The organism is Granulicella pectinivorans (assembly GCF_900114625.1).
Taxonomy (GTDB): Bacteria; Acidobacteriota; Terriglobia; order Terriglobales; family Acidobacteriaceae; genus Edaphobacter; species Edaphobacter pectinivorans.
On sequence record NZ_FOZL01000001.1, the window covers coordinates 550,792 to 576,495 of the forward strand.

The following is a 25,704-nucleotide window of genomic DNA, read 5'->3' on the forward strand; positions in this document are numbered from 1 at the left end:
ATTGGCTTCCGGCCAGCGGGAAGACCAGTACGTTTTGAGTCGGCAACACCGGTAGACATGTCGCGAAGGTTCTGCGGAGGGCGCTCTTAGCCGAAGCGACCGGTGAGATAGTCTTCGGTCTGCTTGTTGGTGGGGTTCATGAACATCTTGCGGGCGCCTTCGAACTCGACGAGTTTGCCATTGAGGAAGAAACCCACATAGTCGGCTACGCGGGCGGCCTGCAGCATGTTGTGCGTGACGATGACGATGGTGCAGAGGCCCTTGAGCTCGAAGATGAGGTCCTCGATCTTCGAGGTGGCGAGCGGGTCGAGGGCGGAGCAGGGTTCGTCGAGCAGGAGAACTTCGGGCTCGACGGCCAGGGAGCGGGCGATGCAGAGGCGCTGCTGCTGGCCGCCGGAGAGCGAAAGGGCGGAGACGTGGAGCTTGTCTTTGACCTCTTCCCAGAGGGCGGCGCGGCGGAGGCTCTGTTCGACGCGGTCCTTCATCTGCGAGGCGGGCAGCATGCGGTTGATGCGGACGCCGTAGGCTACGTTGTCGAAGATGCTCTTGGGAAAGGGGTTGGGGCGCTGGAAGACCATGCCGACGCGCTGGCGGAGCACCGTGGGATGGAACGAAAAGAGATCCTGGTCGCCGAGGAGGACCTTGCCCTCCACACGCGTGTTCGGGACGGTCTCGGACATGCGGTTGAGGATGCGGAGGAAGGTCGATTTACCGCAGCCGGAGGGGCCGATGAGGGCGGTGACCTTGTCCTGCGGGACGTTCATGTTCAGGTTGTGGAGGGCCTGGAACGCTCCGTAGTAAAAGTTCAGGTCGGAGACGGTGAACTGAGGGGTGTGCTGGACGACGCTGAGCTGCTGCTCGTCGCCGAAACGTTCTTCACGTACCTTGCCGAAATCGCCGAGTTTGAATGCTGCTGCCGCCATGGGAGTTAGCTCCGGGGGAGATGCGTACGTCGCGAAAGGACGAGGCGCGCGAGGATATTGATGAGTAAGACGGCTGAAAGGAGCACAAAGCCGCCCGCCCACGCCTGCCGATGGAGATCGGCGTACGGCGAGATGGCGTAGTTGAAGATGACGACGGGCAGGGAAGCCGTCTCGTGGTTGAAGCCGGGGCTCCAGTACTGGTTGTTGAGTGCGGTGAAGAGGAGCGGTGCCGTCTCGCCGGCGACACGAGCCAGGTTGAGCATGATGCCGGTGACGATTCCGGGGAGCGCGGCAGGGATGATGACGCTGATGATGGTCTGGGTCTTCGACGCGCCGAGGCTCATGGCACCCTCACGCAGGGCGCGGGGGACGCCGCGGAGGAACTCCTCGGTGGAGCGCAGGGCGATGGGAATCATCATGATGCCGAGCGCGATGCCACCGGCGAGGGTGGAGAAGTGGTGCATCGGCAGCACGACCAGCGTGTAGACGAAGATACCCATGACAATTGAGGGTACGCCGTTGAGCAGATCGGTGGTGTAACGGACGATCGAGGCGAAGGCGGAGCCGGAGAACTCAGCCAGGAAGACACCGCCGAGCAGACCGAGCGGCACGCCGAGGCAGGCGGCGATCATCAGCAGCTTGCCGGAGCCGACGATGGCGTTGGCCATGCCGCCGCCCTCTTCGCCGACGGGCACGGGCAGTTTGGTGAAGAAGGCCCAGTTGAGCGAGCGCGCTCCATTGACGACGAGGTAGCCGAGGATGAAGATGAGCACCGCGACGACTGCGAAGGCGCAGAGGCCGGTGAGCGTGAGCATGACGGCGTTGATGATCTTCTTGCTGGTTGGAGGATAGGAGGCCATTACTCGCGAATCTCCTTGATTCCAGCCGTGAGCATAAGCAGGCGGGCGCCGGCGTTGACGATCATGGTGACGACGAAGAGGACCAGGGCCATCTCGACGAGGGCGTGCAGGTAGATGTCTTCGGTGGCCTCGGTGAACTCATTCGCGATGACGGCGGCGATGGTGTAACCGGGCGAGAGCAGCGAGGCGTGAATCTCGGGCACGTTGCCGATGACCATGGTGACGGCCATCGTCTCCCCCAGGGCGCGGGCGAGCGAAAGGAAGACGGAGCCGATGATGCCGCGCTGCGCGTAAGGAACAACGGCCTTCCAGGTGACATCCCACTTCGTGGCACCGAGAGCCATCATGGCCTCACGCTGCGCGGTGGGCACGGACATGAGCACTTCGCGGGAGATGGACACGATGAACGGCACGATCATGATCGACAGCACGATGCCGGCGGTGAGATAGCTGACGCCGTAGAACGTGCCGGAGAAGATGGGTAGCCAGGCCAGGTGGTCCGTGATGGGCGGGACGACCTGGTTCAGGATCGGCACGAGCACGAAGATACCGATGAGGCCGAAGATCACGCTGGGGACGGCGGCGAGGAGCTCGACCAGGAAGGTGAGGACGTTCGAGATCTTGCGGGGCGCCATTTCCGCCAGAAAGATGGCCGCGCCGATGCCGACGGGAACCGCGATGAGCAAGCCGAGGAACGAGGTGAGAACGGTACCGTAGACGAAGGGCAGCGCGCCGAAGTTTCCGTTGACGGGGTCCCAGGTCCTGGAGGTGAGGAAGTGGAAACCGAACTTCTGCCGGGAGAGCAGGGAGTTGGTCCACAGGTGCTCGGCGAGCAGGGCGGTGATGAGAATAATGGTGAGCGCGGCGACGAGGGTGACGAGGTAGGCGATCTCGTCGCCCTTACGCAGACGCTCCGCGAAGCTCATGGGCTGGCCAGAGCTTCGCGGAGTGGTCCCGTTGGGTGCTGCTTTCGATAATTCCATTTGGCTAGGGTTATCCGTTATGACCTAGTACTGGAGCGTTCCGATGGCGACGGCTTCCTTGGTGACGACTTCTTTAGGAAGTTTCGCATAGGTCAGGGCTTCGCACTCGTTCTGGCCGGTGGTCAGGGACCACTTCAGGAAGTCCTTAAGTACCGCAGCCTTGTTCTTGTCGTTCATATTACGGGGGATCAGCATCCAGGTGAAGGTCGAGATGGGGTAGGCTTCCGCGTTGGGAGCGTCAGTGATGGAGACGCGGAAGTCGGCCGGCATATTCTTGACCGCGCCGGCGGCAGCAGCCGAAACGCTGGCCAGACCCGCCTTGACGAACTTGCCCGACGAGTTGCGGACTTCGCCGTAGCTGATCTTGTTCTGGACGGCGTAGACGAGCTCGACGTAGCCGATGGAGTTGGGGGTCTGCTTCACGAGACCGGCGACGCCGTCGTTGCCCTTGCCGCCGAGGCCCACGGGCCAGGAGAGCGAGCTGTTGACGCCGACGCGGGACTTCCACTCGGGGCTGACCTTGGAGAGGAAGTCGGCCCAGGTGTAGGTGGTGCCGGATCCGTCCGAACGGTGGACGACGAGGATGTTCGCGGCGGGGAGCTTCACGCCGGGGTTCGCGTCCTGAATGTACTTATCGTTCCATTTGGTGATCTTGCCGAGGAAGATGCCGGCGAGGGCGTCCTGCGTGAACTTGAGGTCGGAGGCGACACCGGCGACGTTGTAGATCGGCACGGCCGCGCCGAGGGCGGTGGGGAAATGAAGGATGTCGGTATGGAGCTTGTTCTTCGCGTCGGCGAGCTGTGCGTCGTTCATCGGGCCGTCGGTGCCCCCGAAGTCGACGGTGCCGGTGGAGACCTGGCGGATACCGCCGCCCGAGCCGATGGCCTGGTAGTTGATCTCGACGTTGGGGTGCGACTTCTTATACTCAGCGGCCCACTTGGAGTACAGGGGCGCGGCGAAGGTCGAACCGGCACCGGTCAACGTTACGTTCTGGGCCTGAACTGTGAGAGGAGCGAGGGTGGCTGCCGTGAGCGCTGCGGCGAACATCATCTTGCGAATCATAGTTTTCCTCGGATGGCCTGGCATTGGGTGAAGGTATGCGGGCTCTAGTGTCTCTGTTGATGCTCCCACAGGCTAACGGGCATAGATGAATGGAGAGTGAATTCCGGCTGGCTGTTTTGTTGTTTTCCCAAGCTCCTCGCGGAAGTTGAAGGGTCCTCAGCTTAAAAACCCCATGTTTTGAGCGCTGCCCACCTTGCCGTCCCCGGTTGATCGGGGAATCGCAAGCTTTTAGCTGTGCATTCACACAACAGTAGCCGTACGTTCACAATCCGCTGTCACGCTCTGAGGTACAGAAGAGGCCCATGATCACGGTTCGGTGACCTTCCGCAAAGGCGGCAGGCGCGTTTTAGGACCGGACGTGTGCCCCTCGGAGTGTTCTACGAGAGGAATTATGAAGAAAGAATGGATGCTGGTTCTGGCATTGAGTGTGGCGGCTGCCTCGGCCCCGATTCATGCGCAGACAACGACGACCAAGGCGCAGAAGAAGGCCAAGACGAAGCCCGGCTCCGAGGTTGCGGAGCAGCTTCGGGAGATGCGCGAAGCCGAAGCCAAGATGCAGGCGCAGATCAACGAGCTGAAATCGCAGCTTGCCGATCGCGATGCGAAGCTTTCAGGCGCCGCGCAGATCGTACAGGACGCGCAGACTCAGGCTGCCCAGGCCAACGCCAAGGCCGCCGAGGTCAGCACAAGCATTCAGGAAGAAGATGACCGCGTGAAGGATCTGCAGGGTCAGATCAACACGCTGGGCGTCACCGACACCGCGGCCATCAAAGCCGTCGACGATTCGCAGAAGAAGCTTGCGGCCGACGTGCACGAGCCGGCTTCGATCCACTACAAGGGTGTGACGTTTACCCCGGTGGGCTTCCTGGCGGCTGAATCCGTATACCGTTCGCGTTCGATGAACTCGGATGTCAACACGCCCTTCAGCGCAACCCCTTATAAGAACAGCCCACAGGCTTACCTGAGCGAGTTCAACGCCTCTGGCCGCCAGTCGCGTCTTGGCCTCCAGGTCACCGCTCCTACCCCCTGGGGCAGGATGGGCGGCTACTACGAGATGGACTTCCTCTCCGCCGGTGTCACCTCGAACGACAACCAGACCAACAGCTACACGATGCGTCAGCGCCAGCTCTGGGGACAGTTTGCGGTCAACAACGGCTTTACGTTCACGGGCGGCCAGATGTGGTCGCTGGTGACGGAGACGAAGAAGGGTCTGAACTCCGCGCCCGGCATTGAGAATCTGCCGAACACGATCGATGCCCAGTACCACGTCGGCTTCAGCTTCACGCGTCAGTATGGCATCCGTCTCGCGCAGCAGCTTGGCCGGTACAACCAGGTTGCGCTTGGCATCGAAGAGTCGCAGACGGTTCTGGCCGGTTCGACGAACCTTCCGTACAACTTCTTCTTCGGCGGACAGGGCTCGACGGGCGGTCTTTACTCCTCGACGGGCGGCGGTTCGGCGGACGCTCCGGGCGCGCAGAACTACTCCAACAACGTGGCTCCCGACTTCATCGTCAAGTGGGCGAACGATTCCCCCTATGGACACTATGAGCTGGGAGGCATCGTTCGTCTGTTCCGCGATCGCTATTACCCCACGCTGGGCTACCAGCCGACCGCTCCTGCTTCGGTTCCGCAGGGTGCGGGCGTCAACAACACGGTTGCGGGCGGCGGTTTCTTCGCCAATGCGCGCTTCCCGGTGACGAAGTACCTGGATATCGGTCTGCATGTCATGCAGGGAACCGGTGTGGGCCGCTACGGCACCTCGAACCTGGGCGACGTGACGGTGAAGCCGAACGGAACGTTTGAGCCGCTGCGCAGCTCGCAGGGTCTGCTTTCGATCGAGACGCACCCCACCAAGAAGCTCGACATCTACGGCTACGCCGGTGGCGAGTATCTGCAGCGCACCTACTACACGACGACCCTCACGGCTGCGTCCGGTGTGGCGACGACCTACTACGTGGGTTACGCTCCGCTGCTGTCGAAGAGCGTCTTCACCCCGGCGTCGGGTTCCACCCCGGCTTCGACGGTGCTGACCTACGGACAGGTGGATACGGGTTGCGGTACGGAGCCCACGGTCACGACGAACAACGGCATCACCAACGCGACGGGCGGAAGCTGCTCGGGCTCGACCCGCGACGTTCTGGAAGGCACGGTTGGCTTTACCTACCGCGTCTACTCCAGCCCGAAGCTCGGCCGCATCCAGTACCAGGCGACCTACAGCTACCTGACCAAGGGCGCATGGACCGGCCAGAACACCAACAACCCCTCCGGCTTCGGTTCGCCGAAGGCCACCAACAACATGATCTTCACGGGATTCCGCTACTACATCCCCTAAACAGATCGGAAACGCGGCAAGGGCGCCTCTTTGGGGGCGCCCTTGCTGCGTTAAAAGTGCCCTGCGCGGGCGCCCGTCCCGCAGGACTAGTCTTCAGCAGGCCTTGGCAGGTCGATCAGCACCGGCGGCTGGCGCAGATGGGTCTTCTGCTCGAAGGCGTACGCCCAACCGAGCAGGTCTCCGTCCTTCCAGGGGCGTGCCGAGATCTCCATACCGAAGGGCAGGCCTGTAGCGTAGAAGCCAGCCGGAACCACGACCGCCGGGACGCCGATCTTATTCACCCAGCCGGTGTTCGAGTGCGGCCCGGAGCTGGGACGGCCGTCGGGCTGGGGAATCGTCTCGTCGTTGGGAGGCATCTGCGCCGCGGGATAGACGAAGCCGTCAAGGTGGTACTTGTCGAGCGTGCCGGTATAGGCGTCGAGTGCGGCGCGCTGCGGAGCAAAGAAGTTGGCTTCGGCTTCCGGATCGCCCTCGAGGTTGCGCTGAGGCTGCGGCGCGCGTTGGGGCGGGCCGGAGAGGGTAGCAGCTCCCGCGGGAAAGACACCGGACATGCTGGCCGGTATGGGAGAGCCTATGACCTTCTCATAGGCCGCGACGGAGCGGTACTCGGCGGGACCGAAGTCATGCAGGAAGAGGTCGGCACCCTCGCCACGGTAGGGACGCGTGTTCACGGCGTTGATGAGCTTGGGGAAGGTGTCGGGCAGGATGTCGTCCTCGATGACGATGGTCGCTCCGGCGGCTCGGAGGCCGTCGAGTGCCTTGAGGAACAGGGCACGGGTCTCCGGACGGAGGTAGATGCTGCGGCCGACGGCCCCTCCAGGCGAGACCCCGGCCGTGGCGCCCGGCGCCGCCGACAGGATGAAGGCAGGTACGCCAAACCGCTTGCCCTGCAAGGCTCCCGGCTTCAGATAGTTCGTATACGGCCCTGGCTGTGCCCTGGCCTTTGCGCCTTTGGTCCGGAAGTCCCGCGGGTCTTCCCCTGCCATCACATCGAGCGCAATCGCAGCGGAGGTGACGTCGCGTGCGATGGGGCCGGTGTTGTCGAGGAGCCAGTCCAGCGGCGCGATCCCCACAATGGAAACCAGCCCGCGCGTGGGGAAGACACCGACCACGGAGCTGGTGCTGGACGGCATCCGGATAGAGTTGCCGGTGTCGGTCCCGGTGCCCAGCATGGCGAAGTTCGCCGTCACCGCCGTGACGGTTCCACCTGAAGAGCCACCCGGCGAAAACCGTGCGTCGTAGGCATTGCCGGTGCGTCCTCCCGCCGTGCTCTTGTTCGTGTCGGAGGCGGCGAAGTCGGGCATGTTGGTCTGTCCGAGGATGACGGCTCCGGCCGCCCGCAGATGAGCCGTGACGGTGGCGTCCTCGGGCGCGACCAACTCATGCCCCGGAATCATGAAGCCCTTCCAGCCATCGTTCGTGATGTGTCCTTGCATGCTGGTGTTGGACTTGAGGACGATGGGCACGCCGTAGAGCGGGCCCTTATGCGCGGGGGCGGCGTCTTCGGCCCTGGCGCGGGCGAGCGCGGCGGCGGCATCGACCGTGATGACTGCCTTGTAGCGAACGTCGAACCTCGCGATGCGGTCGAGATACCACTGCGTGACCTGGACGACGGTGTAACGATGCGTCGCGTAGTACTGCTCCAGTTGCGGGACGGTGGCTTCGAGGAGATCGCGGTCCATCTGGGCCTGCGTGGGCGGATGAGTCTGGGCAGGGAGAGCAAGCGTCAGGAAGGCTGCGGCGGCTAGGGTGCGGAGTGGCTTCATCTCTCTCGGGCCTCTGTTTGTAGGGGTGGTGCGTTCAGTATAGGGCTCGCGGGAGGAACAAGGGCATGACCCTGGAGGCAAAAGATTGTGGGGGAAAGACGGAAAAAGCGGGAAAAAGAGGCAAAGCAAAACGCACAAACTCCCCGTTTCGATGCTTTGGACTTTGCTTCTTTTTCCTGTTTTCCGCCTTTCCGGAACAGTCTCTTGCCGCTTACCCGTTGCCGAGCATGAAGCCCGTTCCGGCTACCGAGACCTTGTCGCGGCCGGCGTTCTTGACCGCGTACATCATGCGGTCGGCGGCCTGCAGCATGGCGTGGACGGAGCCCCCATCCTCGGGGAAGGTGGCGAGGCCGAAGCTGCCGGTCAGGCGCAGGCCGATGCCGTCGTTCTCGAGAAAGACGGTCTCGCGGAGGCCGCTGTAGAGGATTTTGGTGATTTCCACGGCCTCATCCTTGCCGACTCCGGGCATCAGGACGACGAACTCGTCGCCGCCGTAGCGGAAGGCGGAGCTGCCGGGCTTGATGCGCTTCTTCAGCATCTTGCCGACCTCGGCGAGGAGCTTCGAGCCCACGAGGTGGCCGTGGGTGTCGTTGACGCCCTTGAAGCGGTCGAGATCCATGAACAGCAGGCTGAACTCCTGCCCGCCCGCCGCATGGCTGTGCAGGACGCACTCGTCCATGAGGCTGTAGAGATGGCGTGCGTTGTAGAGACCGGTGCAGTCGTCCGTGATGCTGAGCAGGTGGATCAGCTTCATCGAGTTCGCATTCTGGATGGCGATGGCCGCGTAGTCGCAGAGGATGCGCAGAAACGAGATGGAGTATTCGCTCAAGAGATCGAGCTTGCTGTTGAGGAGTTGGATGACACCGAGGGTCTTGTTCGCCGAGCGCACCGGAACGCAGGCCATGGAGTGGATCTGGAGCTCTGGGTGACGGCGCGCGAAGGCCGACCAGTGCGGGTCGAGTGAGACGTCGGGCACCACAAGCGGATTGCCGGTCTGGGCCACCCAGCCGGCGACCGAATCGCCCATCTTCACGCGCAGGCCTTTGAGGCTCTCGGCGTCTTCGCCGACGGCGATCTCGTAATAGAGTTCGCCCGTTTCTTCGTCGACCATCAGCAGCGACCAGCGCTCCGGGCCGAAGAATCCGGCCATCTTGGTCATGATGGCCAGCAGAATCTCCTCGAGCTCAAGGGTAGAGGTGAGGGCTCGCGCTACATCGTGGAACACCCGCAGGTGATCCATCTGGCGGCTCTCGATAACCTGAAACGGAATTTTGTTCGGCATTGCATTGCCTGTCGGAACACGAACCGAGGCTCCGGTACCGCGCAGACGATTCTGCTCTGGTCCTCTCCTCCGCCGCACCCACCATATAGGTAACCATGAAAATAGCAGAAAAGTAATCAAAAGGTAATAAACAGCACGGGGCCCACCAACCGTACTTCCATCCATCGTTCTCCACCCGTTTACCGCGTTCTATCCACCAATATGCACCATGCTACGCGATGGCTTTTCAAAGCCAGCTTCGCCGATGTGGTGACGCTCTTCCTTGCGCATGACAACTTGCCGAATATACGCCTTGAGGTCGTCCTCGGTTCCACCGCGCACCATTAAACCTTCGAGGTCGTGGTCGGATTGTGAGAAGAGGCAGGTTCTGATCTTGCCGTCGGAGGTGAGTCGGATGCGGCTGCAATGTCCACAAAAGGGACGACTTACGGGAGCGATGATGCCGATTTCGCCGATGCCGTCGTTGAAGGTGAAGCGCTTGGCGGTCTCGCTGGCGGCGTTGGGCGGAAGCTCTCGAAGGGGCCGCACGGCGTTCAAGCGAGCGACGATTTCGTCCATCGTGACGACCGTTTCGGGCTTCCAGGTGCGATCTTCTTCGAGAGGCATGAACTCGATAAAGCGCACGATGACACCTTCCCGCCGCGAAAACTCGCCGAATGCCTCGATCTGGCTGTCGTTGAAGCCACGCAGCAGCACGCAATTCACCTTGACGGGACCAAGGCCAACCTCGCGGGCCCTGCGCATACCGGCGAGCACCTTCTCATAGCTGCGCGGAACGCGGGTGATGGCTGCGAAGATATTGGGGTCGACGGCGTCCATGCTGACGGTGACGCGGTTGAGGCCGGCGCGTTTGAGGGGCTCGGCGAGGCCTTCGAGGAGATGGCCGTTCGTGGTGAGAGCGAGGTCGAGGGGCAGGCCGTTGGTGGTGGGCGTGCCGTCGGGGAGAAAGGCCGTGCGCATGCCGGCCAGCTCCTGGACCATCTCCACGAGGCCTGCGCGGAGCAGAGGCTCGCCCCCTGTAAGTCTCAATTTTTCAACGCCAAGAGAGACGAACAGGCGGATCATGCGGAGGTAATCCGCGATGGGTAATTCGGAGTACTGGGCGCCTTCGTTGCCGGTGCGGCAGTACACGCAACGGTAGTTGCAACGATCCGTAATGGAGATGCGGAGGTCGGTGATGGCTCTCCCGAATTTGTCCCGCAGACGACCCTCAGCACTCACGCGCGGAGCGTGTTCGAGTTCAGCGAGTTCCGGCGGGAGAAGCGGCATAAAGTTCGTTCAAGTCTACAGTTAGGATGCACTGCCAGGGGCATCGATGCAGCGGAGATCCGCGAGACATCTCTTATGTCTTCCAAAGCGTCTTACCGGTGTTAGTTCGCCGCGGAAATTACTTCTCTTCCAAAGGAGTAACTAAGCGTGTTTCTTTGGTAATGTCACATTACTTTTTCATTGAAGCAATTCATCCAAAGTTCTAGATTTGTCGTATATCTCGGTTTTCAACACTCACGCAACATGCACCGATGACGATTTATCAGGAACGAAAAACTTATGTTTACTCCCAGCACAGTCCAACTTTGGTTAAGCGAGCAGGCGACGCCGCTCATGATCATCGTGGGCGTGCTTGTGGCGGGCTTTCTTCTTTTGAAGTTTTCGGCTGCCCGCCGCAAGGCTGCGCTCCTGCGCGAACGTGCGGGTCATACCGAGGATAGCTTCGTCGAGCACCTGACGACCTTCGGCTTCGATCCCATCATCGCCCGTTCCACTTACCGGTATCTGCAAGAGAAACAGAATGTCCATTTCCCGATCTTCCTGACCGACCACCTGGACGAGGATCTTGGGCTGGGTCTGGGCGATCTGGAACAGACCAAGGTCGCACTCGCGTTCGAGAGCGGACGAGAGTTTCGTCCCGGGGTGCGCCATGAGCCCCTCATCACGGTTGAGGATTTAATCCGGCTTATCCAGGCCTCGCCGCGCAAACGTGAGATGGTCGCGTAATCTTTCGACATCCTGAAGCACATGACAAAGGCCGAACCCCGACGGGGTTCGGCCTTCGCTGTGTCTGTTGCCGATTGCTAGTAGGAGATGAACTCGGTGCTTCCGCTGCGCAGGCGAAGACCGGAGAGCAGGAAGAAGACAGCGAGAGCGCCGGTCGTCATGTTCCAGTAGGCTACCGGGTGCATCCATCCGGGCGAGTAGGTGAGATCCTGTCCGGACCAGAGGGTCAGCAGGCAGGAGACGATCAGGCACTGGAAGCCGATTACCAGAAAGAGCTGGCCGCGACGGCGACGGCGATCGAGCGCCTCTACTTCGTCTGGGGTCAAGTCGCGTTCGTTTACGGGAATCAGCATGTTCGCCATGGGATCGATCTCCTGAATGTCTCGGCTGGCCTGAAAAGAGGTCGCCTACACGTATTAAAACATATCCCCAGCCCGGCTGCGGTTAGAGGAAAGCAACAGACTGCAGTCCGACCACGTCGAAGCGCTTGCGGCAGCGGATATTCTTGCAGGCCATGGGGTCGTCGCGGCGTACCATGTAGCTCTGTGCCTTGGCGAAACGCGCGCGGTCGCGCTCATCGGCGCCGCGTGGGAGTTGTGTCTTTTTCCGCCGTACGATCCACGAAACCTGGTATTCACCCGGCTGCCCGCAGTGCGGACACGACATCGTATGTGTCCGGAGTTCGCTCTTCTCGTCGAAAAAATCCCGTTCTTCCATTGGTCACCTCGCCCGGGTTCACCGGTTGGGTCGTGCTGCCCGGCAACCCATGCATCGCCCTGAGTATTGCATAATCAGCATGGGCTTCGCACGCACCGGGAGCTCCGGGTCACGATCATGAGCAAAGCGAAAAAGCGCGTCTTCTCGACTGTCAAAGCGGTGAAGGAGAACGCGCGCGACCGCATCGGGCAGCCTCCGCCGGAAAAGGTGATTCCGGATCCGAAACAGAAGGAAGCAGCCAAACCAAAGCACAAAAAGACGTTGGCGGATCTGTTAACGCCTGACGCCGATAACGATTGACGCACCCCCCGAGACCCCATGAGCAGCTTTGATGTCGTCCTGATCGTCTTCCAGATCTTCGTCCTCTTCTTTACCATCTCCGTGCAGTGCTGCACCCAGGCCTGGGTGGCGCTGCGGTTGGGCGATCCCACGGCGAAGATGCTGGGGCGCCTTACGCTCAATCCGCTGCAGCACCTGGACGTCTGGGGCATGCTTGTCTTTCCCATCTACTCGTTGCTGCGAGGCGGTGGCCTCATGATCGGCTGGGGCAAGCAGGTTCCAGTCACCCAGCGCAACTTCAAGCACTATAAGCGCGACGACAACATCACGGCACTGGCTGGGCCAGCCAGCAACCTTGGGCTAGCCTTCACCGCCGTTGTGCTGCTGCTCGTTCTCAAACACACGATGGCGGGCGGTGTGCTGGCCATTCAGGCTGCAGTCCTGATCGCGTTTCACTTCCAGGACATCGACATCTCGGCGCTCCCGGCGCTCTTCCCCATCGCGCTTCTGCTCTATTTCACCGTCATCATCAACTGCACGCTGTTCATCTTCAACCTGATTCCCATTCCTCCGCTGGATGGGAGCCGGATTCTGCGCAACTACCTCTCCTACAATGCGCTGAAGACCTACGACAGCATCGGCATGTGGTGGATGCTGATCTTCTTCGTCGCCGTCGGGCCTATCGTGGGGATTTTCTATCCCATTGTGCTCGGGGTGTTCAACGGGCTGCTGGCGGCGCTGTAACCAAGGGCAAGGGATTGTGGGAAAAGGCGGAAAAACGGGAAAGAGAAACAAAGACAAGAGCTTGGTATTCAGATCGGCGGTCTGTTTTTGCTCTTGTCTGTTTTCCCCGCTATTTCCCCAAATTCTTTTCGTCCGAGAGGCGCGGTCGCCCATCATGTACCCTTGAAGTGAAGCGAAATGACCGATCAGACACCTCTTAGCTCGCGCCCCCGTGTTCTCTCCGGCATGCGCCCCACCGGCCGGCTCCATCTGGGCAACTACATGGGTGCCCTGTACAACTGGGTCCAGTTGCAGCATGAGTACGACTGCTTCTTTTTCATCGCGGACCTGCATGCGCTGACGACCGAGTACTTCGACCCGTCGGGCATTCCGGCGAGTTCGGATGACGTGATTCTCGATTTTCTGGCGGCTGGTCTCGATCCGAACCTTTGCACGTTGTTCGTGCAGCAGGATGTCCCTGCACACTCCGAGCTGCATACGCTGCTGAGCATGATTACGCCGGTGACGTGGCTGGAGCGCGTGCCGACGTATAAGGACCAGCAGGAGCAGTTGAAGGAAAAGGATCTCGCCACGTACGGCTTCCTTGGCTACCCCTTGCTGCAGTCCGCCGACATCCTCCTGTACCAGCCGAAGTATGTTCCGGTGGGCAAGGACCAGGAAGCGCACGTCGAGATTACGCGTGAGATTGCGCGGCGCTTCAACCAGCTCTATCCGGGCAGCTTCTCGATGGCCGAGGGTGCGGCCCCGTGGGAGCTGGAGGCGGTGAAGAAGACGGCGCGGAAGCTGGCGAACGATTCGAAGAAAGAGCACTTTACGCCGCATGAATTGATCGCGGCGGCTCCCCAGACCAAGCTGAAGAGCGGGTACGGCACGGAGACGATTCTGCCAGTGCCTGAAGTCTTGCTGACGCCTTCGCCGAAGCTTCCCGGCACCGATGGCCGGAAGATGTCGAAGAGCTATGGGAACACCATCATGCTGGCGGATCCGGAACCGGAGGTTCGGGCGAAGCTGAAGACGATGGTGACCGATCCGGCGCGGATTCGGCGGACGGATACCGGCAACCCCGATGTCTGCCCGGTGTTCGATTTGCACAGGGTTTTTTCCACTGTGGAAATCCAGGAAAAAGCCGCCGAGGGCTGTCGAACTGCGGGTATTGGATGCATTGAGTGCAAGGGCTGGCTGGCAGACGCCGTGGTGGATGTACTGGCACCTATCCAGCAGCGACGTGCGCACTACGAAGCCAACCCGGCCCTCGTGGAAGAGATTCTGACCGCAGGTGCGGCGAAAGCCCGTGCCCGCGCAACCCAAACGATGCACGAGGTCCGCGAAGTGATGGGCCTGCGTCAGCCGAGACCGTAATGTCCGAAGAGACCCTACAATCCGAAGAACCAACCGCCGAAGGCAGCGTGCCTGAGGTTGAAGCTGAGGTTCCGCATCCGCCGTTTGCGCTGGCTTCGAAGCCGACTCCGCCTGCTCCCGAGCCGAAGCGTACGCCTGCGGCGAGGGACAAAGACAAGGAAAAGGAAGAGGCTTCACTCTCACCGTTTTCGGTGCAGGTGGGACAGGTCTATGACGGGCCGTTGGACCTCCTGCTGGACCTGATTCGCAAGCAGAATATCGATATTTACGACATCCCCATTGCGCGGATCACGTCGCAGTTTCTGGACTACACGCACCAGTTGAAGCAGACCGATGTGGACTCTGCGGGCGAGTTTATCTACATGGCCTCGCTGCTGATCCATATCAAGTCGAAGACGCTTCTGCCGCGCGACCCCTCGGATGTGACCGGGGCCGATGCGGAGGACCCGCGGCGCGAGCTGGTGGAGCGTCTGCTGGAGCATGAGCGGTTCAAGGCCGCAGCGCAGATGCTGCAGCAGAAGCAGCAGATCGAAGAGGCTACGTGGTCCAATCCTGGGCTGCGCTACTTCCGGCGGGAGCAGGAGGCAGCACAGATTGGCGGGATGGAGCAGGAGATTGCTGCCGATACGTCGGACCTGATTCGGGTGTTTCGCGACATTCTGGAGCGGATTCGGACTCGGCCTATCCTCAATGTCGATGAGGAGTCCGTGACCGTGGCGCAGATGATCACCTATGTGAAGCAGCGGCTTCTGCTGGAAGACAAGCCGGTTTCGCTGCGGCGGCTTCTGCACAACACACATACGGAGCGGGCGCTGATCTGCATGTTCCTGGCGATGCTGGAGCTGGTTCGGCTGCAGGCGGTTCTGCTGCACCAGCCGGTGATTCAGGGGGACATCCTGATTAAAAAGACGGACAACTTCGAAGACCTGATCGCGGACCAGAGTGTGACGCGCGACGACTGGCGCTAGATCTCCTTGCGCCAGAAGCCGGGAACAGTGGCCATGTAAAGAAGCTTGGAGAAGGCCTCTCCGGCGCGCAACCAGACCCTGGCCAAAGGCAGAGGCAGGACCAGTACGGGATAGGTAAAGAGCCAATAGCGTGGGTTGCCGCCGAAGACGCGGCTGAGGGTGGCGTGGGCCTTGTCGAGCTCGAAGGTCTGGTTCCCTGTCGCGCGGATGTCGTAGATGATCGACGGGAACCAGCGGCGAATCGCGAAGTTCGTGATGAGGCGAGCCAGGTCGAGCCGGTCGGGCAGACAGCGCTGGGTGAGTTCCACCAGACGCTCGCCGAAGACCTGCGCGAGGGCGTATCCGCCATTGTGCCCCTGACGGGCGGCGATGGGGCGATTCCACAGCACGAGTGACTGGCGATGGCGGCGCAGCAGAGGGAGCGTCCAGGAGAGCTGCGTCAGGTTGGTGCCGAGGAAGGCGCTGGGATCCTCGATGCGGAGACCTTCGTCTTGCAGAGCGAGGAGGCGGTTCCGGTTGATGACCATGCCGCTGATGAAGGTAAACATCATGTTGACTACGATGGTGAGGTGGCGGGGATCGGTAATCGTGTGGAAGCTTCGCTGGAAGGGGTCCTCCTGCCGCTCGGTGACCCAGTTCTCGCGGAAGCCATAGCTGGTGAGGTAGACGAGATCGAGTTCCCTGGTGCGGAGGTGGTGCATCAGGTTGTCGACGGCGGGTGGAACGGGGATATCGTCGTCGCCGCAGAGCCAGAAGTAACGACCACGCGCCTGTTGGAAGGCGGAGATAAAGTTGGCGTCGGAGCCGATATTTTCGGGATGGCGATGGATGCGGGTTTGCGGGGTCGCATAAAGGGCTGCGACGGCCGGCGTATTGTCCGTTGAGCCGTTGTCGAGGATGAGAAGCTCTACATCGGCATGGGCGGCCAGTTGCGGCGTGAGCACCGCAAGCAGGGACTCCAGCAGATCAGCACGGTTATACGTGGGGATGGCGATGGTCAGGATCGGCTGGGGATCAGTCGGCATGCCAGAGCTTTCTGTAGCGAAGGAAGGTGTATGTTCCGTAGCCGATCCCGATGAAGATGGTGCCCCAGAAGTAGCAGATGGCGATGCCGTGGGCTCCGGATGTGCGACCGAAGAAGAAGGCCGTCGGGGCCATCCAGAGGGCGCCGAGGATGGAGTTCGTCATGAACTTCTCCTGCTTGTGGGCGCGCAGGTAGAGGGCTTCGGCGAAGACGATGACGTTGAGGGCGTGGCCGGCGAAGAGGAGGGCCAGGGTGGAGGGCGGGAGGATACGCAGAGAGAGCGGGTTGCCGCGGGAGTACAGGTAGAAGACGATGCCCCAGACGGTAGCGAAGCCAAGGAAGGCGGCGCTGGTGGACTGGATGACGGCGCGGAAGAAGGTGCGGTCGAGGGTCTTGTAGTCCTTGAGGGAGATGAGGCGGCCGAGGGGCTGGGCCTTGGTGTTCATCCAGGCGATGGCCATAGCGGAGAGCGTGCCGCAGATGTTGAGGCTCATGCCCATCTGGCCGGCCTCAATGGGGCCGCGGTAGTTCAGCAGGATGGGGTTGAAGAGCTGGAAGGTGAAATAGCCGCAGAGCCAGGAGACGGCGATGCGCCATTGGAAGGGCCAGACCTCGGTTGCCCAGTCGATACGGAACTCGCTGGCCTTGTGGCGCAACAGAGGGATGAGCAGGCCGCGTTTGCCGTAGACGAACCAGCCACCGGCGATGGCCTGGCCGAAGATGATGCAGGCCGGTGCCAGGAGCCCGTGATGCATGGAGAGGGCGGTCCATCCGAGCAGAGAGCCGAGGACGGCCTGGGCGAGGCGGGTGCGGGTGACGTTCGAGACGTAGCCGCAGCCTTCGAGGAAGGAGAATAGGGGGTCGATCTGGAAGGTGCAGGTGGTGGCGATGACTACGGCGAACCAGGCCACGCCCCAGGCGACGGGGTTTCCGTGGGGCTGCTTGAGGTCCTGCAGCTTGAAGAAGTGGCGGCCTACGGGATAGAGGATCACGGCCATGGCGATGGCGGCCACGGTGTACCAGCGGACGGCCTTCTGGAGGACGGAGGCAAGGCGGCCGTGGCGGTCTTCGGGACCGGTGACGGTGCCGTCCTCTGACAGGTGCAGATGCGCGGCCTCATGGGAGGCGGTCTGCAGGATGACGACCGAGAAGCCCAGTTCAAAGACGATCTGAAGGGCGACGAGCGAGTAGAAGGTGTAGTAGTAGCCCTGTTCGGCGCGGGTGAGGAAGCGCGTGATGAGCGTGAGCGAGATCAACCCAGCGACCGACGCCCAACCGCGGGCGAGGAGCGTGAAGACCACCGCGCGATCAAGTCCGACGAAGCGGGCGACACGCAAAAGAACACGGTCGAAGCGCGTCTGCGGCGAGGGATTGACGTGCGGCTCTGGGGGGGTGACCTCCGGAGCCGTCGCGGGGTCGAAGCCTCCGGAGATGGGGGGGCTGGTCGAGATGGGCAGGTCGGCGTTGGAAGTGGTCGGCATGCCTTGGGCGGAGCAGATCGGGTTCGGGATCGTGCGGCCCGTTTGCTGGGGTTATTTTACCAGCCGGGGTTGAGCCAGCCGGAGCGGCTGTACCCCGGCTGAAGGGTTAGATGTGGCAGGAGACCATGCCGCGCTTCTCCAGGTATCGCTGGTGATATTCCTCGGCCTTCCAGAAGGTTGTGGCAGGCTCGACCCTGGTGACGATGGGACTGCGGAAGGAGCCGGAGGCGTTCAGTTCGGCGATCTTCGAGCGAGCCTGCGTGGCCTGGGCTTCGGAGTGGGCGAAGATGACGGAGCGGTACTGGGTGCCCCAGTCGGGCCCCTGGCGGTTCAGTTGCGTGGGGTCGTGGAATGAGAAGAATGCGTCCAGAAGCTGCTCGTACGAGAGGCGGCGCGAGTCAAAGGTGACTTCCACGACTTCAGCGTGCCCGGTGCGGTCGGTACAGACTTCCTTGTAGGTGGGATGGTTGTTGGTGCCGCCTTCATATCCGACTGCGGTGTCGAGGACGCCGGAGAGCTCACTGAACCGGACCTCAACGCCCCAGAAGCAGCCTGCTCCAAATGTTGCTTTTTCAATTGCCACGAGGATACTCCCTTGATGCTTGGTGCCAGTTGCTGACAGATGGTGCAGTCATTGGATGCAAACTGTGCCCGGATGTCTCCCCGGGCCCGGATGAAAAGCTCGTTGATTGTCGGCTCTGGAAATGCCGTCGTCAAGGTGACTCTTGTTGGACGTCGCGGGGTGCGATTTGGCCTCCGGTCGCGCACAAAAGAAACCCACGTCTTCCCTGGGGAAAGACGTGGGTTGCCATGCTTTCAAGGGCTTAGGGGCGGCGCGGAACCCGCTTGCGGAAAGTGGGCTTCTTCTTCACGGGCGCCTTCAACTGGGCATGCTCGGGAAGGTTCTTCTTGGGAACGACCTTCTTGCCCTTGCTGGCTCGGTCGAGGGCCATGACCTCACCGAGGGTGAGTTCGCGGAACTCGCCCGGGGGGACGTCGAGGCGGAGAGCTCCGTAGCCGATACGGCGGATCTTTTCCACGTGGTGGCCGATCTCCTCGAACATCTTGCGGAGCTGGCGGTTGCGGCCCTCGGTGAGGGTGAGCTCATACCAGGGATTGTCGCCGCCACGGACGAGCTCCAGCTTGGCGGGGGCGGTGATGATGCGGTCGCGACGGCCGGAACGAACCTCGTCCAGGCGGCCACGGTCGATCATGATGCCACGGCGGATCTGGTCGAGAGCGGAGGCGGGGGGGACTCCGGAGACTTTGACGAGGTAGGTCTTTTCAACGCCGGCGGCGGCCTTGGAGAGCGCGTTGGCGAGTTCGCCATCGTTGGTCATCAGAAGCAGGCCCTCGGACAGGTAGTCGAGGCGGCCTACAGGGTAGAGGCGGACCTGGTCGCCGTGGGGGCCGGACTTCTTGTTCGCCATCAACTGCATGACGGTGGGGCGCTTTTCGGGGTCGTTCAGCGTCGTGACGTAGCCGCGCGGCTTGTTCAGCATGTAGTAGCGCTGCTTCTCGGGCCCCTGAAGGAGCTTGCCGTCGACGCGGATGTGGTCCTTGTGGGGATCGTGGCGGGTGCCGAGGTCGGTGATGGTGGTTCCGTTGACCTGGACGCGGCCCTCGAGGATGATCTCCTCAGCCTTGCGGCGGGAGGCGATGCCAGCCTGGGCGAGGATCTTCTGGAGGCGGTCGCCCTTGGGTTCTTCGGGCTTGGCAGGGTTTTTTGCGACGGGCTTGGCTACGGCTTTAGCGGGTGCTTTCGCAGGGAGTTTTTCGTTTGGCATGGTGGAGAACCTCTTGGTTTGCGGCGCCTCGCGGCGGCTGTTGGATGGAGAACGCTATCTCCAGTATCGCAAGAAAGACAAAGATTGTGGGGAAAAGGCGGAAAATCGGGGTTAAAGAGACAAAAGCAAAGAACGCAACCCGCGAGAGACAGATCTCGCGCGGGTTGCGTTCCTTGCTCTTGCTCCTCTCCGCATCTTTCCTGGAGTGCTTGCTCTAGAGCTTGTTGGTATCGATCGAGGGTGGGGTTTCCAGGTCCTCAGCGACGGGCTCGAGGGGAGCATCGGGGGGTGCTTCGTTGTCGCCCTCGGGCGTGGCCAAGGTTGGCTCGGCGGTGCCGACGTGGGTTTCGTCGTGAGCCTCGTCGAGTGGGGTGGTGTCGCCGTCGGCCTGCGGGCCGGATTCGCCTTTGCTGGGTTCGAGGTCTTCCGCAAGTTCTTCGACAGCTTCATTCGGTGCGGGTTCGGGCATCGGGATCTCCTCCTGGACGGCTTCGGAGTCGGCCAGTTCACCGGCCAGCTTCTCAAACTCTTCGATGCTGGGAAGCTCCGAAACGTCTTTGAGGCCGAAGCGGAGGAGGAAGTCTCGTGTGGTCTTGTAGAGAATGGGCCTGCCAATGACCTGCTTGCGTCCTGCGGTCGCGATGAGCTTGCGGGAGATCAGGGAGCCGAGCACGCCGCCGGAGTCGACGCCACGGATCTCGGAGATCTCAGGGGCGGTGACGGGCTGCTTGTAGGCGACGACGGCCAGCGTTTCAAGAGCCTGGAGGGTGAGCTTGAGGGGTGGTTTCAGGCTCTTGACGAAGCCGCGGACGGCATCGTGGTACTCGGGTTTGGTGGCGAGGCGGAAGCCGGAGGCGACTTCGCGGATCTCGAGGCCGCGTTCGGACTTGGCGTAGTCGGCGATGAGCTGGTCGAGTATCTCGCGGAAGTACTCGCGGAGACGGCGGGTGCGCTCCTTTTCCTCTTTGGCGAGTTGTTTTTCGTCCTTTTCGACCGGGGCGTCGGGCTCGGCGACTCCTACCGCCACTTCCGCGACGACGGCTTCCACCGGCGCGGCTTCAGCTTCCGCGTCAGGAGGCTCCACTGCGGCTGACTCCGCCGTGGCGGCGTCCGGAGCAGCTTCCCCAGCCGAGGCTTCCACGGGGGCGGCTTCAACCTCCGACGGAACGCTGGGCTCGGCTTCACCGGCGAGAGGCTCTTCGCTGACCTGCTCGATCGCCTCGGCATTCTCCTCCGTAGTCGATTCGGCCATGGCGTTGATGTCTTCGGCGCTGATGTCGTCGGAGTTGGACTCGGCTGGGGCGGACGCGGCGTTGAGAGCAAGCATATGCTGAGCGCTCTCAAGGTGGTCGAGCTCTGCCTGTGCTTCCTGCCCGAGGAGACCCATTAGCTGGGCCAGGGTTACGGGCTCTTCGGAGGCGTAGATGACGGCTTCGATCTTGGCTTTAAGGCTCATAGTTTGCAGGTTTGAGTGTATAAGACGCGGAGGTTTGCGGGTTGAACGGGCCCCCGGATAGTCAACCCCCTGGCGCGTGCCGGGGAGTTACCGAAAGGATGCAACGGCTTTTGCGGGGAAGATAAGATGGAGGTGCCATACCGGATGCTTTTTTTGGCGAACTGCATCCTATTTCCAGGAGCGATCACGATGAAGAAGCTTGGCAATTCGGAGATGGAACTGACGTCGATCGGTTTCGGCGCTTGGGCGATTGGCGGCGGCGACTGGCAGTATGCGTGGGGCCCACAGGACGACGCGGAGTCGGTGGCGGCGATCCATCGGGCGATCGATCTGGGGATCAATTGGATCGATACCGCGGCGGTGTATGGGCTGGGACACTCGGAAGAGGTCGTCGGCAAGGCACTGAAGACCGCGAGCACGAAGCCGTATGTGTTTACGAAGTCGTCCATGACCTGGGGCGACGACCGCAAGATTGTGCAGACGATGAAGCAGATCAAGCGGGAGTGCGAGGACAGCCTGAAGCGTCTGGGGGTGGACGCGATCGATCTCTACCAGATTCACTGGCCCGTGCCGGACGAAGAGATCGAAGAGGGCTGGACGGCGATGGCCGAGTTGCAGCGTGAGGGCAAGGTTCGCTGGATTGGAGTTTCGAACTTTTCCGTTGCCCAGATGGAGCGGGCGCTGAAGATTGCACCCATTACCTCCCTGCAGCCGCCCTACTCGATGATCAACCGTGGCGTAGAGGCGGAGATTCTGCCGTTCTGTGAGAAGCATGGGATTGGCGTGATCAATTACTCGCCGATGCAGAGTGGGCTGCTCACGGGCAAGATGACGGCGGAGCGGATTGCGAAGATGCCGGCGGATGACTTCCGCAAGAATACGAAGCAGTTCCAGGAGCCGCGGCTGTCGCGGAATCTGGACCTGGCGAAGTTGCTGGGGGAGATTGGCGCGCGGCATGGGGTGACGGCGGGCGTTGTCGCGATTGCATGGACGCTGCACCAATCCGCGATTACGGCAGCGATTGTGGGCGGGCGAAGCGCGGAGCAGGTGGATGGGGTATTTCCGGCCAAGGACTTCCGGTTGAGCGAGGCGGAGTATGCGGAGATTGGGAAGTTTCTGACAGAGCGGCCCTAAGCACTGCCGTGAACAAGACCGAGGCCCCCACCTCTCGCTTCCGAGAGTTGGGGGCCTCGGTTTTCAGTTTTCTTTACTTCGCGATGGAGTTGAAGAGCCAGAAGAGGCCGCCCGACAGCAGCGCCGCCGCAGGAAGGGTGAAGACCCAGGCCATGGCGATATCGCGGATGGTGGAGAGCTGGAGACCGCTGCGGTTGGCCGCCATCGTTCCAGCCACGCCGGATGAGAGGACGTGGGTGGTCGAGACCGGGAGACCGTAGTTGTCGGCGGCGAGGATGGTACACATGGCGACGAGCTCTGCGCTGGCGCCCTGGGCATAGGTGAGGTGAGTCTTGCCGATCTTTTCGCCGACCGTGACCACGATGCGCTTCCAGCCGATCATCGTGCCGAGGCCGAGAGCCAGAGCCACGGCGACCTTCACCCAGGTGGGGATGAAGCGGGTGGAGGTGTCGAGGAACTTCTTGTAGTTGGCGATGGCGGCGGTATCCGCAGCGGAGATCTTGGGTGCGTTGGGGGCCTTAGCGAGGATGCGGAGCGTCTCGCTGGTGAGGTACATCTGGTTGCGGACGTTGGCCTGCATCTCGGACGGGACACCGGCGAGCGAGCCGTAGCTGGTGGCTTCGTTGCGGATCTCGTTGATCTCGGACTGGAGGGCGAGCATGACGCCGGGTTCGTAGGTTTTGGTGGAGACGAACTTCTCAAGCTGCGGGCCGGGGTCGGCGACGGCGGCCGAGGGGTCGATGTAGTTCGAGAGCGCTCCGGCAACCTGCGTGGAGACGGCGGCGAAGGTCTGAACCTGCGCGGCGGTGACGGTGTGGTTCAGGGCGTACGCGGTGGGAACGGTGCCGACGAGGATGAGCATGATGAGGCCCATGCCCTTCTGGCCGTCGTTGGAGCCGTGGGCGTAGCTGACGCCGCCGCAGGTGAGGATGAGCAGCGCGCGGATGTAGAACGGCGGCGGCTCGGTGCCTTCGGGGGCCTTGTAGAGACGCGGATCCTTCGCCACAGCCTTGAAGATGAGGAAGACGATGGCGGCGGCGCCGAATCCGACCAGAGGCGAGATGAGCAGCGCCTTGAAGACCTTGGTGACCTGCTCCCACTCCACTCCGGAGGTTCCGGAGTTGCCCTGCATGAGCTGGTTGGCGACGCCCACGCCGATGATGGAACCGATCATGGTGTGCGAGCTGGAGGCGGGCAGACCGCGCCACCAGGTAGCGAGGTTCCAGAGGATGGCCGCGACCAGAAGCGCGAAGACCATGGAGAAGCCGGAGCCTTTGGAGACCTTGAGGATCAGCTCGACGGGAAGCAGCGTGATGATCGAGTAGGCGACCGCGCCCGAGCTCATCAGCACGCCGATGAAGTTCATGATGCCGGAGTAAACGACCGCGACGTGCGGCTCCAGCGAGTGGGTGTAGATGCAGGTGGCGACGGCGTTGGCGGTGTCGTGGAATCCGTTGACGAACTCAAAGCCAAGCGCGATGAACAACGCCAGACCCAACAGGACAAACGGGAATACGCTGGGGCTGTGCACGATCGAGAGATCGCTGGCGAGCTTCGAGCCGATGTAGATGAGGCCGCCGACGAGCATGACGATGAAGACGATTCCACCCCATTTACCGGCGGACGATTTAGCAAGCTTCTGGTCAAGGAGAGAGGCTTCGCGGACGGTAGCTGTCGAGGACATGTTTGAGATCACCTGGTACGGAATATGGGTTGGCTTCCCGACGATAACCGCACAGGGGGCAAACGATGATTACGGAGCAATGAAATCGTCTAAGTTTTGATGTGCCGGGGGAGAGAGGCAGGGCCCCCGAAGGCTGATCCGGAGTTGCTTCGGGGTGACCTGACCGGGCCTGCGGGAACGCGGTGTTGAGTGCCCGTACTCTTCTCTGGCGGCAGGCCGATGGGGCAAGTCACAGGAGAACAGGCCGAGGGGCCTCTATCGTGGTTCAGTCGCGGGGACGACGTTCCAGGGTGGCGGGGCGGCGCGGGGAGGGCTTGATGACATCGCGGTTTTCGGGGGCGGTGGGGTGAACCCCGAAGTCCCAGACGCCGAGATTGACCTCTTTTTCGCTGATGATTTCCATGAGGGCGTACTCGCCGAAGAGCAGGGGCTGGGTGGGGGTGAGCTTCATCCAGTGGCCTCCGGGGAGGACCTCGGTGGTGGTTTCGACGACGTCCTCCTGACGCTTGACGGATCCTAATGCGCTGATTTTAAAGCTGGTAAGGATGCGAACGTCCTGACGGACGTCGGCCCGGACGATGACGTACTGGCTGTTGGGCGAGGCTCCGGAGGGGGTGACCGGGGCGTTGCCGGTGGCTCCGCGGGTGTCGACGACGAGGGGGGCGGAGCCGGTGGGGGCTCCAGCGTCTTCGCCAAGGGCGAGGTAGAGGGCAGGCTGGGCGACGTGCGCCTGGACAGCCGCGCGCTGGCCGCGCAGTTCGACGATTTGGTGCGAGGCGGACATGGGGTTGACGAGGCCTTTGAGGATGGAATGGCCTGTCTTCTTGTTCAGTTCGCCGCCATTTTGCGAGAGCGAAACGAGTTCGGGGGTGCCCTGAAAGGTATCGAGGAGAAGGACGGAGTCGGTGGTTTCGAGGCGGAGGTCGGGGGCGACTTCGGGGGTGCGGGAGAGGCGCTCGGTCTCTTCCCTGGCGAGTTCGGGGTCGAGCACGGGGGGCTTGCCTGCCTGTTCGGGGTCGTGCGCCTTCTCATAGCGTTTGGTGGCTTCGAGGTCGACAAGCGAGAGCGGGATCTCTTCGGTATCGCCACCGCGTTCGGCCGAGACGTAGATGACGGTGTCGCCCTGCACCTTGTAGCTCATGACGACTTGGTAGGAGCCGTCCTTGAGGATGAGGTGGGTGCGGTGCGAGGCAGACGGCTCGGCGTCGAGGGGCTTCCGCACCTGGGCTGGAGCGAGCGAGAAACAGGCAGCGAGGAAGGCTACGGAGAGAGGGCGAGCGAGCATCATAACGTTTCAGACTCCGCAGTTTAGACGCGCCTTGTTGGATCCGGACGCTTGATAAAAGAGGATAGCGCGCAGGCTGGCTTCGCTAACGCGATTTTGTGGCTACGTAAAGTGTGTGCAAGACTGATATACAGGCCTTCGACTATGAAGATGCGACTCCAACGCGGACGGAAGCGTACGGCACTGCCACTCTGGCTGCGGCTGCTTGCGATCTTCTGCATTGGTTTGGTCAGCGTGGGCAGCACGGCGCAGGTATGCCATGCGCACGTGGACGCATTTGAAGCGAGCCTTCTGCAGGTCCATGTGGCAGGTCCCGTCCATGCGGTGGCCTATGACGCGACGAAGGATCCGGCGACCAAGCCGGACTCCGATTCCAGCTCCGCGGTCAACTGCCCGCTTTGCGTGGCGATGCACTCCGCCCTGCCGGTAGCCGATGCGCTGCCGCAGGTGTCGATGGTCACACTGGCTACGCTCACGCGTGAAGCCGATGGCATCGACCGGATGTTCTCCTGGCGGTTCGAGATGGCAAGCCGTCCTCCGCCAGCCGAGCGTACCCACGCTTAGCTGACGGCAGGTTTTTCTC

24 protein-coding genes are annotated in these 25,704 nt (G+C 61.9%); 8 read left to right on the plus strand and 16 right to left on the minus strand.

Features of this window, described 5'->3' with window-relative positions; all coding sequences use genetic code 11:
• Positions 1 to 86: 86 nt before the first annotated feature.
• The 4 genes from pstB to pstS are packed head-to-tail and all read right to left on the minus strand — an operon-like array spanning position 87 to position 3,828.
• Entirely contained in the window at positions 87 to 923 is an 837-nt protein-coding gene (pstB, locus tag BM400_RS02110) for a phosphate ABC transporter ATP-binding protein PstB (protein WP_089836191.1), read from the minus strand.
• A gap of 5 nt (positions 924 to 928) precedes the next feature.
• Positions 929 to 1,783, minus strand: coding sequence for a phosphate ABC transporter permease PstA (gene pstA, locus BM400_RS02115; protein WP_089836193.1), 855 nt, complete (start codon positions 1,781 to 1,783; stop codon positions 929 to 931).
• Complete coding sequence (gene pstC, locus BM400_RS02120) at positions 1,783 to 2,766, minus strand: phosphate ABC transporter permease subunit PstC (RefSeq protein WP_217644068.1); 984 nt, start codon at positions 2,764 to 2,766, stop codon at positions 1,783 to 1,785. The genes pstA and pstC overlap by 1 nt, the downstream gene beginning before the upstream one ends.
• Before the next feature lie 24 nt (positions 2,767 to 2,790).
• Positions 2,791 to 3,828, minus strand: a complete 1,038-nt coding sequence (gene pstS / locus BM400_RS02125; RefSeq protein WP_245781630.1) for a phosphate ABC transporter substrate-binding protein PstS — start codon at positions 3,826 to 3,828, stop codon at positions 2,791 to 2,793.
• 391 nt (positions 3,829 to 4,219) lie between these two features.
• Between pstS and BM400_RS02130 the strand changes: the two genes are divergently transcribed.
• Positions 4,220 to 6,160 (plus strand): hypothetical protein, encoded by a 1,941-nt coding sequence (locus tag BM400_RS02130; protein WP_245781631.1) that lies wholly within the window; start codon positions 4,220 to 4,222, stop codon positions 6,158 to 6,160.
• Between the two features lie 86 nt (positions 6,161 to 6,246).
• On the opposite strand, the gene BM400_RS02135 is transcribed toward BM400_RS02130, so the two are convergent.
• The 3 genes from BM400_RS02135 to moaA all read right to left on the minus strand — a co-directional run bounded on the left by BM400_RS02135 (position 6,247) and on the right by moaA (position 10,477).
• A complete protein-coding gene (locus tag BM400_RS02135; RefSeq protein ID WP_245781632.1) occupies positions 6,247 to 7,926 on the minus strand; it encodes an amidase in 1,680 nt (559 codons plus the stop codon).
• 211 nt (positions 7,927 to 8,137) lie between these two features.
• Positions 8,138 to 9,208 carry a GGDEF domain-containing protein gene (locus BM400_RS02140; RefSeq protein ID WP_089836196.1) on the minus strand — a complete coding sequence of 357 codons (1,071 nt, stop codon included), beginning with the start codon at positions 9,206 to 9,208 and terminating at the stop codon, positions 8,138 to 8,140.
• A gap of 189 nt (positions 9,209 to 9,397) precedes the next feature.
• Positions 9,398 to 10,477: a GTP 3',8-cyclase MoaA gene (gene moaA / locus BM400_RS02145; RefSeq protein ID WP_089836198.1), complete on the minus strand. Its 1,080-nt coding sequence runs from the start codon at positions 10,475 to 10,477 to the stop codon at positions 9,398 to 9,400.
• Between the two features lie 279 nt (positions 10,478 to 10,756).
• On the opposite strand from moaA, the gene BM400_RS02150 reads away from it, so the two are divergent.
• Positions 10,757 to 11,203, plus strand: a complete 447-nt coding sequence (locus tag BM400_RS02150; RefSeq protein ID WP_089836200.1) for a hypothetical protein — start codon at positions 10,757 to 10,759, stop codon at positions 11,201 to 11,203.
• A 77-nt stretch (positions 11,204 to 11,280) separates the two neighbouring features.
• Here the strand turns inward: BM400_RS02150 and BM400_RS02155 are convergent, their stop codons facing one another.
• Entirely contained in the window at positions 11,281 to 11,565 is a 285-nt protein-coding gene (locus BM400_RS02155; protein ID WP_089836202.1) for a hypothetical protein, read from the minus strand.
• Positions 11,566 to 11,647: 82 nt separating this feature from the next.
• Positions 11,648 to 11,869: a hypothetical protein gene (locus BM400_RS02160; RefSeq protein ID WP_245781633.1), complete on the minus strand. Its 222-nt coding sequence runs from the start codon at positions 11,867 to 11,869 to the stop codon at positions 11,648 to 11,650.
• Positions 11,870 to 12,037: 168 nt separating this feature from the next.
• Here BM400_RS02160 and BM400_RS02165 point away from each other — a divergent pair, with 168 nt between their 5' ends.
• The 4 genes from BM400_RS02165 (at position 12,038) to BM400_RS02180 (ending at position 15,270) form a co-directional block, all read left to right on the plus strand.
• Complete coding sequence (locus BM400_RS02165) at positions 12,038 to 12,220, plus strand: hypothetical protein (RefSeq protein ID WP_089841387.1); 183 nt, start codon at positions 12,038 to 12,040, stop codon at positions 12,218 to 12,220.
• An 18-nt stretch (positions 12,221 to 12,238) separates the two neighbouring features.
• Complete coding sequence (locus BM400_RS02170; protein ID WP_089836205.1) at positions 12,239 to 12,943, plus strand: site-2 protease family protein; 705 nt, start codon at positions 12,239 to 12,241, stop codon at positions 12,941 to 12,943.
• A 177-nt stretch (positions 12,944 to 13,120) separates the two neighbouring features.
• Positions 13,121 to 14,302, plus strand: coding sequence for a tryptophan--tRNA ligase (trpS, locus tag BM400_RS02175; RefSeq protein ID WP_089836208.1), 1,182 nt, complete (start codon positions 13,121 to 13,123; stop codon positions 14,300 to 14,302).
• Positions 14,302 to 15,270 carry a segregation and condensation protein A gene (locus BM400_RS02180; protein WP_089836210.1) on the plus strand — a complete coding sequence of 323 codons (969 nt, stop codon included), beginning with the start codon at positions 14,302 to 14,304 and terminating at the stop codon, positions 15,268 to 15,270. The genes trpS and BM400_RS02180 overlap by 1 nt, the downstream gene beginning before the upstream one ends.
• Here BM400_RS02180 and BM400_RS02185 read toward each other — a convergent pair.
• The 5 genes from BM400_RS02185 to scpB all read right to left on the minus strand — a co-directional run bounded on the left by BM400_RS02185 (position 15,267) and on the right by scpB (position 21,018).
• Positions 15,267 to 16,295 carry a glycosyltransferase family 2 protein gene (locus tag BM400_RS02185; protein WP_089836212.1) on the minus strand — a complete coding sequence of 343 codons (1,029 nt, stop codon included), beginning with the start codon at positions 16,293 to 16,295 and terminating at the stop codon, positions 15,267 to 15,269. The genes BM400_RS02180 and BM400_RS02185 overlap by 4 nt on opposite strands.
• Positions 16,285 to 17,775 carry a lipopolysaccharide biosynthesis protein gene (locus tag BM400_RS02190; RefSeq protein WP_245781634.1) on the minus strand — a complete coding sequence of 497 codons (1,491 nt, stop codon included), beginning with the start codon at positions 17,773 to 17,775 and terminating at the stop codon, positions 16,285 to 16,287. The genes BM400_RS02185 and BM400_RS02190 overlap by 11 nt, the downstream gene beginning before the upstream one ends.
• 106 nt (positions 17,776 to 17,881) lie before the next feature.
• Complete coding sequence (gene msrA, locus BM400_RS02195) at positions 17,882 to 18,358, minus strand: peptide-methionine (S)-S-oxide reductase MsrA (protein ID WP_175528819.1); 477 nt, start codon at positions 18,356 to 18,358, stop codon at positions 17,882 to 17,884.
• Positions 18,359 to 18,599: 241 nt separating this feature from the next.
• Positions 18,600 to 19,562: a pseudouridine synthase gene (locus BM400_RS02200; protein WP_089836214.1), complete on the minus strand. Its 963-nt coding sequence runs from the start codon at positions 19,560 to 19,562 to the stop codon at positions 18,600 to 18,602.
• 214 nt (positions 19,563 to 19,776) lie between these two features.
• A complete protein-coding gene (scpB, locus tag BM400_RS02205) occupies positions 19,777 to 21,018 on the minus strand; it encodes an SMC-Scp complex subunit ScpB (protein ID WP_089836215.1) in 1,242 nt (413 codons plus the stop codon).
• A 189-nt stretch (positions 21,019 to 21,207) separates the two neighbouring features.
• Here scpB and BM400_RS02210 point away from each other — a divergent pair, with 189 nt between their 5' ends.
• Positions 21,208 to 22,152, plus strand: a complete 945-nt coding sequence (locus tag BM400_RS02210; RefSeq protein WP_245781635.1) for an aldo/keto reductase — start codon at positions 21,208 to 21,210, stop codon at positions 22,150 to 22,152.
• A gap of 73 nt (positions 22,153 to 22,225) precedes the next feature.
• On the opposite strand, the gene BM400_RS02215 is transcribed toward BM400_RS02210, so the two are convergent.
• Together BM400_RS02215 and BM400_RS02220 are read right to left on the minus strand one after the other, a co-directional pair.
• Complete coding sequence (locus BM400_RS02215; RefSeq protein WP_089836217.1) at positions 22,226 to 23,836, minus strand: inorganic phosphate transporter; 1,611 nt, start codon at positions 23,834 to 23,836, stop codon at positions 22,226 to 22,228.
• Between the two features lie 265 nt (positions 23,837 to 24,101).
• Positions 24,102 to 25,124: a hypothetical protein gene (locus BM400_RS02220; RefSeq protein WP_245781636.1), complete on the minus strand. Its 1,023-nt coding sequence runs from the start codon at positions 25,122 to 25,124 to the stop codon at positions 24,102 to 24,104.
• A gap of 147 nt (positions 25,125 to 25,271) precedes the next feature.
• Between BM400_RS02220 and BM400_RS02225 the strand changes: the two genes are divergently transcribed.
• Positions 25,272 to 25,685: a hypothetical protein gene (locus BM400_RS02225; RefSeq protein ID WP_175528820.1), complete on the plus strand. Its 414-nt coding sequence runs from the start codon at positions 25,272 to 25,274 to the stop codon at positions 25,683 to 25,685.
• Positions 25,686 to 25,704 lie beyond the last annotated feature (19 nt).

Bases quoted from the DNA above. Each gene is read 5' to 3' on its own strand.
- BM400_RS02220 (WP_245781636.1), bottom strand. From the start codon at position 25,124: ATGATGCTCGCTCGCCCTCTCTCCGTAGCCTTCCTCGCTGCCTGTTTC.
- BM400_RS02140 (WP_089836196.1), bottom strand. From the start codon at position 9,208: ATGCCGAACAAAATTCCGTTTCAGGTTATCGAGAGCCGCCAGATGGAT.
- BM400_RS02225 (WP_175528820.1), top strand. From the start codon at position 25,272: ATGCGACTCCAACGCGGACGGAAGCGTACGGCACTGCCACTCTGGCTG.
- BM400_RS02170 (WP_089836205.1), top strand. From the start codon at position 12,239: ATGAGCAGCTTTGATGTCGTCCTGATCGTCTTCCAGATCTTCGTCCTC.
- moaA (WP_089836198.1), bottom strand. From the start codon at position 10,477: ATGCCGCTTCTCCCGCCGGAACTCGCTGAACTCGAACACGCTCCGCGC.
- BM400_RS02190 (WP_245781634.1), bottom strand. From the start codon at position 17,775: ATGCCGACCACTTCCAACGCCGACCTGCCCATCTCGACCAGCCCCCCC.
- trpS (WP_089836208.1), top strand. From the start codon at position 13,121: ATGACCGATCAGACACCTCTTAGCTCGCGCCCCCGTGTTCTCTCCGGC.
- BM400_RS02180 (WP_089836210.1), top strand. From the start codon at position 14,302: ATGTCCGAAGAGACCCTACAATCCGAAGAACCAACCGCCGAAGGCAGC.
- scpB (WP_089836215.1), bottom strand. From the start codon at position 21,018: ATGAGCCTTAAAGCCAAGATCGAAGCCGTCATCTACGCCTCCGAAGAG.
- BM400_RS02165 (WP_089841387.1), top strand. From the start codon at position 12,038: ATGAGCAAAGCGAAAAAGCGCGTCTTCTCGACTGTCAAAGCGGTGAAG.
- BM400_RS02200 (WP_089836214.1), bottom strand. From the start codon at position 19,562: ATGCCAAACGAAAAACTCCCTGCGAAAGCACCCGCTAAAGCCGTAGCC.
- BM400_RS02155 (WP_089836202.1), bottom strand. From the start codon at position 11,565: ATGGCGAACATGCTGATTCCCGTAAACGAACGCGACTTGACCCCAGAC.
- pstA (WP_089836193.1), bottom strand. From the start codon at position 1,783: ATGGCCTCCTATCCTCCAACCAGCAAGAAGATCATCAACGCCGTCATG.
- BM400_RS02185 (WP_089836212.1), bottom strand. From the start codon at position 16,295: ATGCCGACTGATCCCCAGCCGATCCTGACCATCGCCATCCCCACGTAT.
- BM400_RS02210 (WP_245781635.1), top strand. From the start codon at position 21,208: ATGAAGAAGCTTGGCAATTCGGAGATGGAACTGACGTCGATCGGTTTC.
- pstB (WP_089836191.1), bottom strand. From the start codon at position 923: ATGGCGGCAGCAGCATTCAAACTCGGCGATTTCGGCAAGGTACGTGAA.
- BM400_RS02130 (WP_245781631.1), top strand. From the start codon at position 4,220: ATGAAGAAAGAATGGATGCTGGTTCTGGCATTGAGTGTGGCGGCTGCC.
- BM400_RS02135 (WP_245781632.1), bottom strand. From the start codon at position 7,926: ATGAAGCCACTCCGCACCCTAGCCGCCGCAGCCTTCCTGACGCTTGCT.
- pstS (WP_245781630.1), bottom strand. From the start codon at position 3,828: ATGATTCGCAAGATGATGTTCGCCGCAGCGCTCACGGCAGCCACCCTC.
- pstC (WP_217644068.1), bottom strand. From the start codon at position 2,766: ATGGAATTATCGAAAGCAGCACCCAACGGGACCACTCCGCGAAGCTCT.
- BM400_RS02160 (WP_245781633.1), bottom strand. From the start codon at position 11,869: ATGTCGTGTCCGCACTGCGGGCAGCCGGGTGAATACCAGGTTTCGTGG.
- BM400_RS02215 (WP_089836217.1), bottom strand. From the start codon at position 23,836: ATGTCCTCGACAGCTACCGTCCGCGAAGCCTCTCTCCTTGACCAGAAG.
- BM400_RS02150 (WP_089836200.1), top strand. From the start codon at position 10,757: ATGTTTACTCCCAGCACAGTCCAACTTTGGTTAAGCGAGCAGGCGACG.